The following is a 13,322-nucleotide window of genomic DNA, read 5'->3' on the forward strand; positions in this document are numbered from 1 at the left end:
TGACTCAGGCCTGTGCGGAGACCGAAGACGGAGCCCAGGCGAATCCGTCCGGATCCACCACTGTGCCGAGAGTGCCGCTGATGGTCAGCAGGTGCGATCCGGATCCCGATGCCGATACGCCCGCGTCCTTCGCGAGAGACGCGTGTCTGTAGAGCCCCAGTCCGATGGGTCCAGATCCGGTGTCGAACTGCACGTAGCTGCGACCGAAGCTCTTCGAGACGGGAACCCCGTGGCCGGTGTAGAAGGCTTTCGATGCGGCGACGTCGGCGGCTCCGAGCAGAAGCACGATCTCGTCGAACGAGGCGGCGGCAGGGCCGGTGTCCTTCTTGGTCGACGTGGCGATCTTCCAGATCGCACCGTCCGGCGCCCGGACCGTCCCGCCGACGCCCCAGAGGGACTTCGTCACCGGCTTGATCACGGTGGCTCCGGCGGTGACCGCCGCGTCTGTCAGCGCGTGCACGTTCGCCGGCTGCGCCGCGACGAGTGACAACGTGTATCCGCGGAAGCCGCTCGTCTCGGCATCCGCGCGCCGGAGACGCAGCCGTTCCCCGAGGTCGAAGGCGCGATCGTAGAACGCCTGCGCAGACACGACGTCGGAGACATGGAGGGTGACAGTGTCGATGATGTGGTTCATGGCAACGACGCTACGGAGGCCAGCCGGGGGGTGCTTCTCGATTCCTGACCGATCCCGCCGGGCACCGCCAGCAGCCCCTCGGACGACCGCCGTTCCGCGAGGCCGCCGTGGGGAAGGGGCCCGACCGCGCCGACTAGACTGGTATCCATGGCCGAACCGAAAGTCGCGAGCTTCCCCGCGATCCGGGGTGCGCTGAAGTTCTATCAGATCGCCTCGATCATCACCGGCGTCATGCTGCTGCTGCTCGTGACCGAGATGGTGCTGAAGTACACCCCCATCCGACTCGAACTGTTCCTGGGCGGGTCCGGCGGGTTCCTGTGGTTCGCGGACGTCGTCGAAGGACCGGAGGGACTGCAGTCCACGGGTGACGGCGTGAACCTCTCGCTCGGCATCCTCATCGTGCACGGCTGGTTCTACGTCGTCTACCTGTTCGCCTGCTTCCGCATGTGGAGTCTGATGCGCTGGAGGTTCCCGCGCTTCATCCTTCTCGCGCTCGGCGGCGTCGTCCCGCTGCTGTCGTTCTTCATGGAGACCCGGGTCGCCCGCGATGTGAAGTCCTATCTCGCCCAGCGCGAGACGGCGCGCACCGCGACCGGCGCATCACCTGCGGCGGACTCCGCCACCCGTACGTCAGCCACCACCCCGGAAGGTTCCCGTTGACCGAGCAGACCGAGACCCAGCAGCGCCCTGCGCTCGTCGTCGACTTCGGCGCGCAGTACGCGCAGCTGATCGCCCGCCGCGTGCGCGAGGCCGGTGTCTACAGCGAGATCGTGCCGCACACCGCGACCGCGGAGGAGATCGCGGCGAAGAACCCGGTCGCCCTGATCCTCTCCGGAGGGCCGTCCTCGGTCTACGAGGAGGGTGCGCCGAAACTCGATCCGGCCGTGTTCGACCTCGGCGTGCCCACGCTGGGCATCTGCTACGGCTTCCAGTACATGGCGCAGACCCTGGGCGGCGAGGTCGCCAACACCGGCCTGCGCGAGTACGGCGCCACCGATGCGCACATCCCCGCGGGCGACAGCACCCTGCTGGGCGGTCAGCCCGCCGAGCAGAACGTGTGGATGAGTCATGGCGACCAGGTCTCCCGCGCACCGGAGGGCTTCGAGGTGCTCGCCACCACGGACGCCACCCAGGTGGCGGCCTTCGCGAACGAGGAGCGCAAACTGTACGGCGTGCAATGGCACCCCGAGGTCAAGCATTCCGACCACGGCCAGGAGGTCCTGGAGAACTTCCTGCACAAGGGAGCCGGGCTGCCCGCCGACTGGAACAGCGACAATGTGATCGCGGAGCAGGTGGAGCGCATCCGTGAGCAGGTCGGCGACGCCCGGGTCATCTCGGCGCTGTCGGGCGGCGTGGACTCCGCCGTCTCCACCGCCCTCGTGCACAAAGCCATCGGTGACCAGCTCACCGCGGTCTTCGTCGATCACGGACTGCTCCGCAAGGGCGAGCGCGAACAGGTCGAGAAAGACTACGTCGAATCCACCGGTGTGCGCCTGATAACGGTCGACGCCGTCGACACCTTCCTCGGCCATCTCGCCGGGGTCACCGATCCCGAGACGAAGCGCAAGATCATCGGACGCGAGTTCATCCGCGCGTTCGAGCAGGTGCAGCTCGATCTGGTCGAAGAGGCCAAGGCCACCGGCGGCGCACCGGTCAAGTTCCTCGTGCAGGGAACTCTCTACCCGGACGTCGTCGAGTCCGGCGGGGGAGCGGGCACCGCCAACATCAAGTCGCACCACAACGTCGGCGGCCTTCCCGAGGACCTCGACTTCGAACTGGTCGAGCCGCTGCGGGCGCTGTTCAAGGACGAGGTCCGCGCGATCGGCCGCGAACTGGGCATCCCCGAGGCGATCGTCGGGCGTCAGCCGTTCCCCGGACCGGGGCTCGGCATCCGCATCATCGGCGAGGTGACGCGGGAGCGTCTGGAGATCCTGCGGGAGGCGGATGCCATCGCCCGCGAAGAGCTCACCAAAGCGGGGCTGGACCAGACGATCTGGCAGTGCCCGGTCGTGCTGCTCGCCGATGTGCGCTCGGTGGGCGTCCAGGGCGACGGACGCACCTACGGCCACCCCATCGTGCTGCGTCCGGTCTCCAGCGAGGACGCCATGACCGCCGACTGGACCCGTCTGCCCTACGATGTGCTGTCGAAGATCTCCAACCGCATCACGAACGAGGTCCGCGAGGTCAACCGGGTCGTGCTCGACGTCACATCCAAGCCGCCGGCGACCATCGAGTGGGAGTGACGGCGGCCTGACCGCCGCCTCGCCGCATCCCCCATGCGGCACGCCGCACGCCGGAATTGCCTAGCCGCGTGAGAATGCGCGCTGCAGCAGCATTCTCACGCGGCAACCGAATTCTCGCGGGGCCGGTCGGGTGACGGCTGGCGGGTGGAGCGCTAGAAGCGGCGTCCGCCGGACCGGCCGGAGGAGCGGCTGCCGCCGGAGGAGCGGCTGCTCGAGCGGGACGAGCGCGACGAGCTCCGGAAGGACGACCGTGACGAGCCGCCCCGGTACGACGAGCGCGACGAACCGCCCCAGCCGGAGGACGAGCCGCCGCTGCCGCCGTGGGAGAAGCCGCCGAACACGGCGCCGAGCACTGCGCCGACGATGATGAACACGACGACCATGCCGGCATTGCCGTCGGCGGCGCTGCTGCCGCCGACCAGACCCATGAGCGCGCCGCTGAACGCGCCCCACAGTGCCTTTCCTCCCGTGGACGGGCCCTCGTCAACGGGGGCCCGCTTCGCAGGGACGCGCGAGGAGGCTGCGGATGGAGGGTCGAACATGATCGGGCCGTCGTCTGCGGCCCGCTGGGAGACGGCGAACCGAGATCCGGACGACGACATGCGGCCGCCCACGGCCGCCCCGACCGGCGGGTTCGACACGGTGTGCACCTGCTGCGCTGCGTCGAGCGCCGCCAGCGCGAGACGCTGCCGCTCGCTCGGATCCGTGGTCGACCGCGCCTCGGCAAGACGACGCTGCGCCAGATACAGCCGACCCAGGGTGTCGGCACTCGTGCCGCCGACTCGCGCACGGACCAGTGCTTCGGCCGCGCGGACGGCCGCGGCGGCCTGCTGCAACGTCGGCGACGTCCCGTCCTCTCCGACGGATGCCGGGGAGCGTCCCGCGAGGACCTCCGCATAGGCGCTGACGGCGTCCCTCAAGGCACCCGCCTCGGTGAGCAGTCGCTCGATCTCATGCACGGAATCGGAGATCGCTCGCGGTCTGCGCGCCCGGATGGCCGCCTCCAGCGCGGCGAGCTCACGATCGGCATCGCGCAGGCGCTCACCGATCTGACGGGGATTCTCGGCCACACTGATCAGATCCGCGGGGGGGAACGCGGCTGAGAGAGTCGCGAGCCGGGCCTCGGCATCCGTCCGCGCTCTCGCCGCCTCTGCGCGGGCGGTCCGCAATCGATCGAGGGTCTTCGCCGAGTTCTCCACCAGGGCGCGCAGCGACGCGAGTTTCCCCGTGCGCTCTTCGAGAGCACGATCGACATCCCTGCAGATCCGGAGGATCTCCTTGGTCCACGATCGGGTGTCGTCAGGGGTGTCCTCGACGGCATCCTCCAGCTTCTCCAGCAATCCGAAGCCCTGCTGCAGCTTCAACCGGCAGTCCTCGAGCACCGCCGAGAACTCGGCGGTCGTCTCCTCACCGAACTCGGCCGTGACGAAGCCGAGTTCCTGCTCGCTGGTGCGCACGGCCTCGTCGGTGCGGACCAGCTGCCTCGCGGCCTGCTTCTTCTGCCCGTCCAGGGTCCGGCGTTCGGCAGCGAGCGCCGAGCGCTGCCGCAGGAAGAGAACGAGCCGGGTGATGAGGAACACGAGCACGGCGAGACCGGCGAGTCCCAGCACCCAGGCCCACCACGGCCACGGAACCTGCGAGAACTCCTCGGCGACGTATTCGACTCCGCCGGCCCAGTCGGCTTCACTCAGATACCGTCCGCCGAGACGCTCCTCGATCTCGAGCACGCGGGATTCCGACAAGGGGCCTGCAGCTTCCCCGTCGCCGCCGTACTCGGCCGAGATGGCGAGGGTGCGTCCCTCGGTGGCGATCGCGAGAAGGTACTGGTCCGGGGCCAGATTGCTGCGCAGGGCCGTCTGGTCGGCCCAGGCGAGTGCGTTGGCGGGATCCTCGAAGTCCGGGACGAGAACGACGTACAGCTCCGGCACGCCCTCCGAGGCGGCGAGTTCGCTCAGTCGCTGCTCGAGTCGGCTCTCCTCCTGGGCGGAGAGCACCCCGGAGCGATCGGTCACGAAGCCGGGTTCCAGCGCCGAAGGCGTGTCGGCTGTCGCCGTCCCGCCCGTAGACAGGGCGATCACGCCCGCCAGTGCGATCACGCCGAGAGTCCTCGCGCGCATCGTTCGGTTCCCCCGCATGGCTGCCTTCCCTCGGTCGCCCGACGGTTCCGCCGGATCGTCGTTGCCCATCATGTCAGGACACAGGGAGAAGGCAGGCCCCGCGCCGGGGACCTGCCTTCGAGGGGGAGGGCGCGTATCAGGCCCTGCTGCGATCTCCTCGACCCACGATGAGGCCGTAGATCAGGAGAACGATGATGGATCCACCGATGGCCAGCAGCCAGGTGCCGAGGTCGAAGAACTCCTCGAGCCCCCGGCCGAAGATCATGCCACCGATCCAGCCGCCCAACAGGGCGCCGACGATGCCGAGCAGAAGCGTGACGATCCAGCCGCCACCCTGCTTGCCGGGCAGGATCAGCTTTGCGATCGCACCGGCGATGAGACCGAGAAGAAGGAATCCGAGGAAGCCCATGAGAGTCTCCATTCATTGTCTGCACACGGCGGGTTGCCGTATGCCCACAAGAATGCCCGATTCCGTGTGTCCGCGTTCACCCCTTGTGGGCGCGCCCCGTAATGGGCTATAGGCCGCGCATCGGGGCGGACGCGAGAAGGCCGCCCTCCGGGGAGGGCGGCCTTCCGTGCGAGCGGGGCGTCAGTTGTTGCCGCGGAGGATCGCGATCATGCGCAGGATCTCGACATAGAGCCAGACGACGGTGACCATGATGCCGAAGCCGCCGATCCAGCCGAACTTGCGCGGGGCGCCGTTGCGGACGCCCTGCTGGATCTGGTCGAAGTCCATCACCAGGGAGTACGCCGCCATGAAGACGACCAGCACGCCGAGGATCAGGCCGATCGGAACGCCGGCGATGGTGGCGCTGCGCATGCCGAACATCAGTTCGCCGGGCAGGACGTTGGTCCACATCAGGACGACGTTGAGCAGTGAGAACACCAGGTAGCCGATCATGGCGATCATGAACACCTTGGTCATCTTCGCCGACGCGCGCACCTTGCCGCTGGCGAAGAGCGCGAGCGTCACACCGACGACCGCGACCGTCGCGAGCGTGGCCTGCATGACGATGCCGGGCCAGATGGTCTCGAAGTAGGCCGAGATCCCACCGATGAAGAGACCCTCGAAGGCCGCATAGGCGAACACCAGCGCGGGGCGGACCTTCTTGCGCGACGTGAAGATGACGACCATCGCCATCACGAAGCCGCCGAGCGCGCCGACGATCCACGGCGTCAGGTCTGCGGTCAGTCGCCCGGTGGTCGGCTCGATCGCGACGGTCGACGCGGTCCACACCCATCCCACGACAGCGGTGACGAGCAGCACCGCGAAGAGCGAGACGGTCTTCCAGATCGTGTCCTCGACCGTCATCCGGTCGGTCTCGATCGCACCCGCGGACGGAGCGGCGTACATGCCCTCGAACCGGGCGTTGGCGGCGGCATCCACTGCGGCGTTCTGCGCGGTCGGTGCCGGCGGCGGGGCGTACTGAGTGGCCTGCGCGCCGCCCGGATAGGTGGCGGCCTTGCGCGGGTCCTGCTTCTGGAACGCCGGGTTGTTGAATGCGAAGTTGCTCATGGTGTGGCCTCTGCTCCCGAGGGATCGGTCAACTCTTTCCTCAAAGATACCCGCTCGAGCTGTGACGGAGGTGCTTTACGCTGAGAGCGTGCCCAGGATTTCTCCGCTCGTGATCGGGCACCGCGGCGCTCCCGGATACCGTCCCGAGCACAGCCGTTCCTCCTATGAGATGGCGTTCGCCATGGGGGTGGACGCGGTCGAGCCCGACGTCGTCGCGACCAGGGACGGGGTGCTGGTCATCCGGCACGAGAACGAGATCTCCGGGACGACCGACGTGGCCCTGCATCCCGAGTTCGCCGACCGTCGCACGACGAAGAGGATCGACGGGCAGACGCTCACGGGCTGGTTCACCGAGGACTTCACCTGGGATGAGCTGGCGACGCTGCGCACGCGCGAGCGACTGCCGAAGCTCCGGGTCGCGAGCGCGAGTTTCGACGGCGCGCAGCCCATCCTCACGCTGGTCGATCTGCTCCGGATGGTGCGCGAGGCGTCTCTCGAGCACGGGCGCGAGATCGGAGTCGTCCTCGAGATCAAGCACGCCACCTACTTCTCGTCGATCGGGCTGGATCTGGTGCCGCTGATCGTCCGTGATCTGCGAGCCGGTGGCTGGGCGCACGGTGAGTTGCCCCTGATCATCGAGGCGTTCGAGTCGACGGTGCTCGCACAGCTGCGCGAGCGCGGCATCGCGGCCTCCTTCGTCTATCTCATCGAGGCGAGCGGCAAGCCGTTCGACCTCGTCTCTGCCCGGGGCGCCGCCGCGCCCGATTACGCGTCGGTCGTGACGCCGGACGGGCTGGACGGGCTGCGCGGCCGGGTGGACGGTGTCAGTGTGAACAAGCGGATGCTGCTGCATCCCGGCAGCACCATCGTCGCGGATGCGCATGCCCGCGGACTCACGGTGTTCACCTGGACGTGCCGCCCGGAGAACGCGTTCCTGTCGGCGCCGTTCCGAGCGTCCGGCGGCAAGGCCGCCTACGGCGACTACGAGGCGGAGTGGCGCGTGATCGCCGACAGCGGCGTGGACGGGGTCTTCGTCGATCACCCCGACCTGGGTACGGCCTTCTTCCGCTGATCCGCGTCAGCGGGCGAAAGCGCCACGACGCGTCGGGACGATCTCCTTGCCGAGCGGCATCAGAGAGACGGATACGAGCTTGAAGTCGGCGATCCCCAGCGGGATGCCGATGATCGTGAGGCACAGCGCGATGCCGGAGACGATGTGGCCGATGGCCAGCCACCAGCCGGCCAGGATCACCCAGACGACGTTGCCGAGCAGCGAACCCAGACCGGAGGTGGGCTTGTCCACGACCTCACGTCCGAAGGGCCACAGCGAGTACCGGGCGATGCGGAACGAGGCGATCGCCCAGGGGATCGTGACGATCGGGATGCAGAGCAGGATGCCGGCGAAGAGGTAACCGAGCCACAGCCAGAACCCGGCGAGGATGACCCAGATGATGTTGAGGATCGTGCGCATGCGCCGATTGTCGCATGCGGGCATCGGCGCTGCCCGGTGCGGCGTCGGCCCGCTCAACCGTGCGGGCGGCGCACGCGCCTGCCGGAGACGCGGTCGGTGACGAAGCGCAGCCACATCGAGCGCTCGTCGCCTGCCCAGACGACATGCCGTCGAGTGGCGGGAACCGCATCCGCCTGTTCCGCCGTCATCTGCTCCACGTGGCCGCTCAGCAGCACGCTCCACGCGGTGCCGCCGAGGTCGTCGTGATGATCGACCTCGAAGGCGGCATTCGGCTGGTCGACGAGCCCGGCGAGGAAGCCGCCCTCACGAGTGCGGATGAGGACGTCGCTGCCGTCGACCCGGTAGTTCACCGGGATGATCTCGACCCGCCCGTCGTGCACGAAACCGATCCGCCCGACCGTCGTCGACGTGAGCAGCCCGAAGCACTCGTCCTCGTCGATGACCGCGATCATGGCACTCGCCTCCTCGACGGCCGAGAGCACCGTCGTGCCCCGATGGTACCTCGGTGCCTCGCCTGCCGCAGCGGCCGGTCCGGACGGCGGTCCGGCGTCGGAGGTCGCGCCTAGACTCGAACTGCCATGACCGACGCCCCACTCATCGTGCCCGAGACCTCCAGCCCGCGCCCCTCCGGCGGACCGGACGAGCTGTTGGACGGCCTCAACCCGCAGCAGCTCGCCGCCGTCACCTATCGAGGCAGCGCGCTGCTGATCGTCGCGGGCGCCGGGTCGGGGAAGACCAGCGTGCTCACACGGCGCATCGCGCTGCTGCTGCGTCAGCGCGAGGCCTGGCCGAGCCAGATCCTCGCGATCACGTTCACCAACAAGGCCGCGGGGGAGATGCGCGAACGCGTCGCAGGTCTGGTCGGCGATGTCGCGCGCGGCATGTGGATCTCGACCTTCCACTCGGCCTGCGTGCGGATTCTGCGCCGAGAGGCCGAGCAGTTCGGGTTCACGAAATCCTTCACCATCTACGACTCGGGTGATTCGAGGGCGCTGATCAAGCGTCTCGTCAAGGAGCACGAGGCCGACTCGTACGGGCTCACGCCCGGTGCCGTGCAGTCGCGCATCTCGAAGCTGAAGAACGAGCTGCTGGACGCCGAGGGTCATGCGCGCCAGGCCAACATGTCCGATCCGGCGGAGCGGAAGTTCGTGGAGGTGTTCACGGATTACCAGCGCGCGCTGCAGCGGGCGAACGCCTTCGACTTCGATGACCTGATCGCGCAGACGGTGTTCCTGTTCCGGGCGTTCCCGAAGGTGGCCAACACCTACCGGCGGCGATTCCGACACATCCTGGTCGACGAGTACCAGGACACCAACCACGCCCAGTACGCCCTCATCCACGAGCTGACCCGGCCCATCGAAAGCGAGGCTCCCGAACCGTATGCCTCCAACGGCATGATGATCTTCGAACCGGACGCTTCGACAGGCTCGACGACCCAGGAGGCGGACACGTCCGGCGCCTCGCTGACCGTGGTCGGCGACTCGGATCAGTCGATCTACGCGTTCCGCGGGGCCGACATCCGCAACATCACCGAGTTCGAACGAGACTTCCCCGGCGCGAAGGTGGTGCTGCTCGAGCAGAACTACCGGTCAACCCAGAACATCCTCTCGGCGGCGAACGCGGTCATCGGCAACAACTTCGACCGCAAGGCCAAGAACCTCTGGAGCGACAAGGGAGCCGGCGACAAGATCATCGGCTTCACGGGCTACTCGCAGCACGACGAGGCGCAGTTCGTCGCCGACGAGGTCGAGCGGCTGCGGCGCGCCGGCTACCCGTACTCGGAGATGGCGGTGTTCTACCGCACCAACTCGCAGTCCCGAGCGCTGGAGGAGATCTTCATCCGCTCGGCGGTGCCGTACAAGATCATGGGCGGCACGAAGTTCTACGAGCGCGCCGAGATCAAGGACGCCCTCGCCTACCTCGTCGCGGTCGCCAACCCGGCCGACGACATGGCCGTGCGCCGCATCCTGAACCGTCCGCGACGCGGCATCGGCGACGTCACCGCCGCATCGATCGCCCTGTTCGCCGACCGGGAGAACCTCAGCTTCCGCGATGCGCTGCGCCACCCCGGCCAGCTCGGCGTCGGTCCGAAGATCCAGGCCGCCATCGCCCAGCTCGACGCGGTGCTGGACGAAGCATCGGCCATCGTGCAGCCGGCATCGGGCGAGGTGCCGCCGGCGACGGCGGTCGCGGAGGCCGTGACCGTGCTGCTGAACAAGAGCGGCTATTTCGAATCGCTGCGCGCCAGCCGCGACCCCCAGGACGAGGCGCGCCTCGAGAACCTCGACGAGTTCGTCGCCGTGACCCGCGACTTCGCCCGCAACAACCCCGACGGCACGATCGTCGACTTCCTCACGGAGGTGGCGCTGGTCTCGGATGCCGACGACCTGGACGACGAGTCCGGCGTCGTCTCACTGATGACGATGCACACCGCCAAGGGCCTGGAATACGACGCGGTGTTCGTCACCGGAGTCGAGGAGGACCTCATCCCGCACCGCATCTCGGCGGGGGAGCCGGGAGGCCCGCAGGAGGAGCGCCGGCTGTTCTACGTCGGCATCACCCGGGCGCGCAAGCGCCTGCACCTGTCGCTGGCGATGACCCGCGCGCAGTTCGGCGAGGTCACCGTCGCGATGCCGAGCCGCTTCCTGCAGGAGATCCCGGGCGAGCTGATCGACTGGCGCCAGTCACCCGGCGACGTGAATTCGCGCGGTGGCACGCAGTCCCGGGCCCTGAACGCACGACGCTCGGGAGGATCGGGCTACGGGGGCTCCGGGGCCGGAGACCGCTTCGGCGTCAAGGCCCTCCCGCCGCGCGACACGCTCAAGCCGCTGTCCACCGCCATGGACCGCTTCGCCAACAAGGTCACCGGCAAGGTCCGCGACAACGGCGATCTCGAGCTGGCCGCGGGCGACCGCATCCGCCACGACGATTTCGGGGAGGGCCGCGTGGAGGCCGTCACGGGTGAAGGAGCCAAGCGCATCGCGCACGTGCGCTTCGACACGGCAGGACAGAAGAAACTGCTGATCAAGATCGCGCCGATCCAGAAGCTCTGATCCGGCGGGCACTCCGACGCCCCGGGTTAGGCTGAGTGATATGGCCTTGTTCTCCCGCCGTAAGAAGACCGACCCCGCTGACCCCGAGCCGCAGGCACCGAGGCAGGCGGACGCTGTGGAGGAGCTCCCCGACGAAGCGGCCGAAGAAGCCCGGCCGAGTGAGAGCGTTCCCGAGGTGGCCATCTCCGTGCAGGCGTTCCGGGGTGTCGGCGCGGACGCAGGACCCGAGGTCGCACTGACCGACGAAGACGCCGAGCAGGCCGCCCCGCCCGTGGAGCGACCGAACGCCGTTTCGGGTCCGCAGGTACCCAGCGACCAGGGCGGCGCCCCCCGCCTGCCGCTGGCTCCGGCGATGCCGCCGGAGCAGACCCACACCGTCGAAGGCCTGGTCGACAACGTGCTGCTGCGCGTGTCGCTCGCGGAACTCGAGGAGGGCGCGGGCAACGACAAGCTGATCGGGGTCATGCGCCAGTCGCTGCAGGGCCACCTGTACCTGCGCGTCGCCGGCGACGCCCGCGAGCAGATGGCCCAGGGCAAGCCGCTCTCCGTCGGCGTGATCCGCGACGGCGACCGGTCGTTCATGCTCGCCTACAGCTCGGGCGCCGCGTTGCAGGCGTCCGTGCAGGGCGAGGAGGATGCCGCGTCCACCTCCGCCATCGCGCAGCCCACCACCTCGGTGTACCAGCAGGTCATCGCTGGTGGGTTCACCGGCATCATCATCGACAACTCCTCCGCACCGCACCGAGTGGTCTTCCCGACCGAGCTGCTGCAGAAGGCCCTCGAGCAGGGCGACCCGGAGATGGCGGTCAAGACGATCCTCGCCGGCCCCCGCGATGACCAGACGCCCGTGCGGGTGGCCGAGGCGCTCGCGAGGGTGCGCAGCTACGTGGCCATCAACGACGGCACGAACGGGCAGCCGGTGGGCATCGCCGAGGCGCACACCGCCGACGGTCGACGGTTCCTGCAGATCTTCTCGCACCCTCTCGAGGTGGTCGCGCTCGGGCGCAACGACAAGCCGATGCCGTTCGAGCCCGGGCAGCTCGCGACGGTGCTCAGCGATCACACGGAGATCGCCGGCATCCTCGTCGACATCGCCGGACCGTCGATCGCGATCGAGCGGGACGACCTGAGCGCGCTCCTCGTGCTCGCTGTGGACGTCGGCGAGGACTGAGCTCCGGGCGCAAGCCCCTGTCGTCGACGGCTCCCACCCCCTAAGGTCGGGACATGGCATCTCAGCGTGTGACGGTGACCGTGGCAGACGCGGACGGAGAACGGGAGATCTCCCTCTCCAGCCCGAACAAGGTGATCTGGCCGGTCGACGACGGGGACGGCATCACCAAGGCGGAGTACGCCGAGTACGCGCAGCAGGTGTCCGAGGCGTTCCTCTCCGCCAACGGCCATCGCCCGGTGTCACTGGAGCGGTTCCGTGACGGCATCACGGGCGAGCAGTTCTTCTCGAAGAATCCGCCCAAGGGCACGCCCGACTTCGTGGACGCCGTGATGTGCACGTACAACAGCGGACGCCGCCACCCGCAGCTCGTGCTCAACAGGACGAGCGCCATCGTCTGGGCGGTGCAGATGAACACGGTCGTGTTCCACCCCTGGGCGTCCCTCGCCGTCGACACCGACAACCCGGTGGAGCTGCGCATCGACCTGGACCCGCAGGAGGGAACGGGCATCGCCGAAGCGATCCCGGCCGCCCACGAACTGCGCAGGGTGCTGGACGAGGCGGGGCTGGAAGCATTCATCAAGACCAGCGGCAACCGCGGCCTGCACGTCTTCTGCCCGATCGTGCCGGAGTGGGAGTTCCTCACGGTGCGGCACGCCGTGATCGCCGCCGGCCGGGAGCTGGAGCGTCGCATGCCCGAGCAGGTCACCACCAGTTGGTGGAAGGAGGAGCGCGGCCAGCGCATCTTCGTCGATTTCAATCAGGCGAACCGCGACCGCACCATCGCCGGTGCGTACAGCCCGCGGGCGAAGCCGAACGCACCGGTGTCGACCCCGCTGCACTGGGACGAGGTCGACGACGTCGACCCCCGCAGGTTCACCGTCCGGACGGTGCCGGATCGGCTGGCCGACGTCGGCGACCCGTGGGCGCGGATGCAGGACTCGCCCGGCCGCATCGACACGCTGCTGCAGTGGTGGGAGCGTGATGTCGAGAACGGGCTGGGCGAGCTGCCCTTCCCGCCGGAGTTCCCGAAGATGCCCGGCGAGCCGCCGCGCGTTCAGCCCAGCAAGCGCGTCGCCGAGAACTGGGACGAGGACGGCAACCCGGTGAAGAACTGATC

The 13,322-nt window shown here is 68.6% G+C and carries 12 protein-coding genes; 6 read left to right on the forward strand and 6 right to left on the reverse strand.

The window, feature by feature from the left end:
- Window positions 1–4 precede the first annotated feature (4 nt).
- The gene (locus ACFQY2_RS06990) at window positions 5–634 is read right to left on the reverse strand and encodes a glyoxalase (RefSeq protein ID WP_378744947.1); all 630 of its coding nucleotides are present in this window, start codon (window positions 632–634) and stop codon (window positions 5–7) included.
- A 147-nt stretch (window positions 635–781) separates the two neighbouring features.
- Between ACFQY2_RS06990 and ACFQY2_RS06995 the strand changes: the two genes are divergently transcribed.
- Window positions 782–1,294, forward strand: coding sequence for a DUF3817 domain-containing protein (locus ACFQY2_RS06995; protein WP_378744948.1), 513 nt, complete (start codon window positions 782–784; stop codon window positions 1,292–1,294).
- A complete protein-coding gene (guaA, locus tag ACFQY2_RS07000; protein WP_378744949.1) occupies window positions 1,291–2,877 on the forward strand; it encodes a glutamine-hydrolyzing GMP synthase in 1,587 nt (528 codons plus the stop codon). The genes ACFQY2_RS06995 and guaA overlap by 4 nt, the downstream gene beginning before the upstream one ends.
- 152 nt (window positions 2,878–3,029) lie before the next feature.
- Here the strand turns inward: guaA and ACFQY2_RS07005 are convergent, their stop codons facing one another.
- The 3 genes from ACFQY2_RS07005 to ACFQY2_RS07015 all read right to left on the reverse strand — a co-directional run bounded on the left by ACFQY2_RS07005 (window position 3,030) and on the right by ACFQY2_RS07015 (window position 6,510).
- Window positions 3,030–4,994: a TPM domain-containing protein gene (locus ACFQY2_RS07005; RefSeq protein WP_378744950.1), complete on the reverse strand. Its 1,965-nt coding sequence runs from the start codon at window positions 4,992–4,994 to the stop codon at window positions 3,030–3,032.
- A 136-nt stretch (window positions 4,995–5,130) separates the two neighbouring features.
- A complete protein-coding gene (locus tag ACFQY2_RS07010; RefSeq protein WP_378744951.1) occupies window positions 5,131–5,403 on the reverse strand; it encodes a GlsB/YeaQ/YmgE family stress response membrane protein in 273 nt (90 codons plus the stop codon).
- A gap of 180 nt (window positions 5,404–5,583) precedes the next feature.
- Window positions 5,584–6,510 (reverse strand): Bax inhibitor-1/YccA family protein, encoded by a 927-nt coding sequence (locus ACFQY2_RS07015; RefSeq protein WP_378744952.1) that lies wholly within the window; start codon window positions 6,508–6,510, stop codon window positions 5,584–5,586.
- 88 nt (window positions 6,511–6,598) lie between these two features.
- Between ACFQY2_RS07015 and ACFQY2_RS07020 the strand changes: the two genes are divergently transcribed.
- Window positions 6,599–7,582, forward strand: coding sequence for a glycerophosphodiester phosphodiesterase family protein (locus ACFQY2_RS07020; RefSeq protein ID WP_378744953.1), 984 nt, complete (start codon window positions 6,599–6,601; stop codon window positions 7,580–7,582).
- Window positions 7,583–7,588: 6 nt separating this feature from the next.
- On the opposite strand, the gene ACFQY2_RS07025 is transcribed toward ACFQY2_RS07020, so the two are convergent.
- Both ACFQY2_RS07025 and ACFQY2_RS07030 read right to left on the reverse strand, forming a co-directional pair.
- Window positions 7,589–7,981: a YccF domain-containing protein gene (locus ACFQY2_RS07025; RefSeq protein WP_378744954.1), complete on the reverse strand. Its 393-nt coding sequence runs from the start codon at window positions 7,979–7,981 to the stop codon at window positions 7,589–7,591.
- A 53-nt stretch (window positions 7,982–8,034) separates the two neighbouring features.
- The gene (locus ACFQY2_RS07030; RefSeq protein WP_378744955.1) at window positions 8,035–8,433 is read right to left on the reverse strand and encodes a pyridoxamine 5'-phosphate oxidase family protein; all 399 of its coding nucleotides are present in this window, start codon (window positions 8,431–8,433) and stop codon (window positions 8,035–8,037) included.
- Between the two features lie 126 nt (window positions 8,434–8,559).
- On the opposite strand from ACFQY2_RS07030, the gene ACFQY2_RS07035 reads away from it, so the two are divergent.
- The 3 genes from ACFQY2_RS07035 to ligD are packed head-to-tail and all read left to right on the forward strand — an operon-like array spanning window position 8,560 to window position 13,320.
- Window positions 8,560–11,034 (forward strand): ATP-dependent helicase, encoded by a 2,475-nt coding sequence (locus ACFQY2_RS07035; protein WP_378744957.1) that lies wholly within the window; start codon window positions 8,560–8,562, stop codon window positions 11,032–11,034.
- A gap of 40 nt (window positions 11,035–11,074) precedes the next feature.
- Entirely contained in the window at window positions 11,075–12,205 is a 1,131-nt protein-coding gene (locus ACFQY2_RS07040; protein WP_378744958.1) for an SseB family protein, read from the forward strand.
- Window positions 12,206–12,258: 53 nt separating this feature from the next.
- On the forward strand, window positions 12,259–13,320 hold the full coding sequence (ligD, locus tag ACFQY2_RS07045) for a non-homologous end-joining DNA ligase (protein WP_378744959.1): 1,062 nt from the start codon (window positions 12,259–12,261) through the stop codon (window positions 13,318–13,320).
- Window positions 13,321–13,322: the final 2 nt, after the last annotated feature.

The sequence above is a fragment of the Microbacterium sp. GCM10027623 genome, from assembly GCF_042666935.1.
Classification (GTDB): domain Bacteria; phylum Actinomycetota; class Actinomycetes; order Actinomycetales; family Microbacteriaceae; genus Microbacterium.

What these genes read in the sequence shown, in the direction of transcription:
- ACFQY2_RS06995 (WP_378744948.1), top strand. Translation starts at nt 782, where the DNA reads ATGGCCGAACCGAAAGTCGCGAGCTTCCCCGCGATCCGGGGTGCGCTG.
- ACFQY2_RS07040 (WP_378744958.1), top strand. Translation starts at nt 11,075, where the DNA reads ATGGCCTTGTTCTCCCGCCGTAAGAAGACCGACCCCGCTGACCCCGAG.
- ACFQY2_RS07025 (WP_378744954.1), bottom strand. Translation starts at nt 7,981, where the DNA reads ATGCGCACGATCCTCAACATCATCTGGGTCATCCTCGCCGGGTTCTGG.
- ACFQY2_RS07015 (WP_378744952.1), bottom strand. Translation starts at nt 6,510, where the DNA reads ATGAGCAACTTCGCATTCAACAACCCGGCGTTCCAGAAGCAGGACCCG.
- ligD (WP_378744959.1), top strand. Translation starts at nt 12,259, where the DNA reads ATGGCATCTCAGCGTGTGACGGTGACCGTGGCAGACGCGGACGGAGAA.
- ACFQY2_RS06990 (WP_378744947.1), bottom strand. Translation starts at nt 634, where the DNA reads ATGAACCACATCATCGACACTGTCACCCTCCATGTCTCCGACGTCGTG.
- ACFQY2_RS07030 (WP_378744955.1), bottom strand. Translation starts at nt 8,433, where the DNA reads ATGATCGCGGTCATCGACGAGGACGAGTGCTTCGGGCTGCTCACGTCG.
- ACFQY2_RS07035 (WP_378744957.1), top strand. Translation starts at nt 8,560, where the DNA reads ATGACCGACGCCCCACTCATCGTGCCCGAGACCTCCAGCCCGCGCCCC.
- ACFQY2_RS07010 (WP_378744951.1), bottom strand. Translation starts at nt 5,403, where the DNA reads ATGGGCTTCCTCGGATTCCTTCTTCTCGGTCTCATCGCCGGTGCGATC.
- ACFQY2_RS07005 (WP_378744950.1), bottom strand. Translation starts at nt 4,994, where the DNA reads ATGCGCGCGAGGACTCTCGGCGTGATCGCACTGGCGGGCGTGATCGCC.